General features: G+C 36.8%; 1 protein-coding gene. It reads left to right on the plus strand.

Annotated elements, in window-relative coordinates; all coding sequences use genetic code 11:
- Positions 1-582 (plus strand): HAD-IC family P-type ATPase (locus tag IDG60_RS00100; RefSeq protein ID WP_206160336.1); only part of this gene is annotated, 582 nt, incomplete at both ends.

The following is a 582-nucleotide window of genomic DNA, read 5'->3' on the forward strand; positions in this document are numbered from 1 at the left end:
TTAAAGGTGGCGAGTTTGTTGAACGCACACATCAAATTGATACCATCGTTTTAGATAAGACGGGTACCATTACAAATGGTCGTCCAGTCGTGACAGATTATCATGGTGACAATCAAACGCTACAACTACTTGCTACTGCTGAAAAAGATTCTGAACACCCATTGGCAGAAGCCATTGTCAATTATGCAAAAGAAAAGCAATTAACATTAACTGAGACGACAACATTTAAAGCAGTACCTGGACATGGTATTGAAGCAACGATTGATCATCACCATATATTGGTTGGTAACCGTAAATTAATGGCTGACAATGATATTAGCTTGCCTAAGCATATTTCTGATGATTTAACATATTATGAACGAGATGGTAAAACTGCTATGCTCATTGCTGTTAATTATTCATTAACTGGTATCATCGCAGTGGCAGATACTGTAAAAGATCATGCCAAAGATGCAATAAAACAATTGCATGATATGGGCATTGAAGTTGCCATGTTAACTGGCGATAATAAAAACACTGCTCAAGCCATTGCAAAACAAGTAGGCATAGATACTGTTATTGCAGATATTTTACCAGAAGAAA

The organism is Staphylococcus sp. EG-SA-2, from assembly GCF_017152085.1.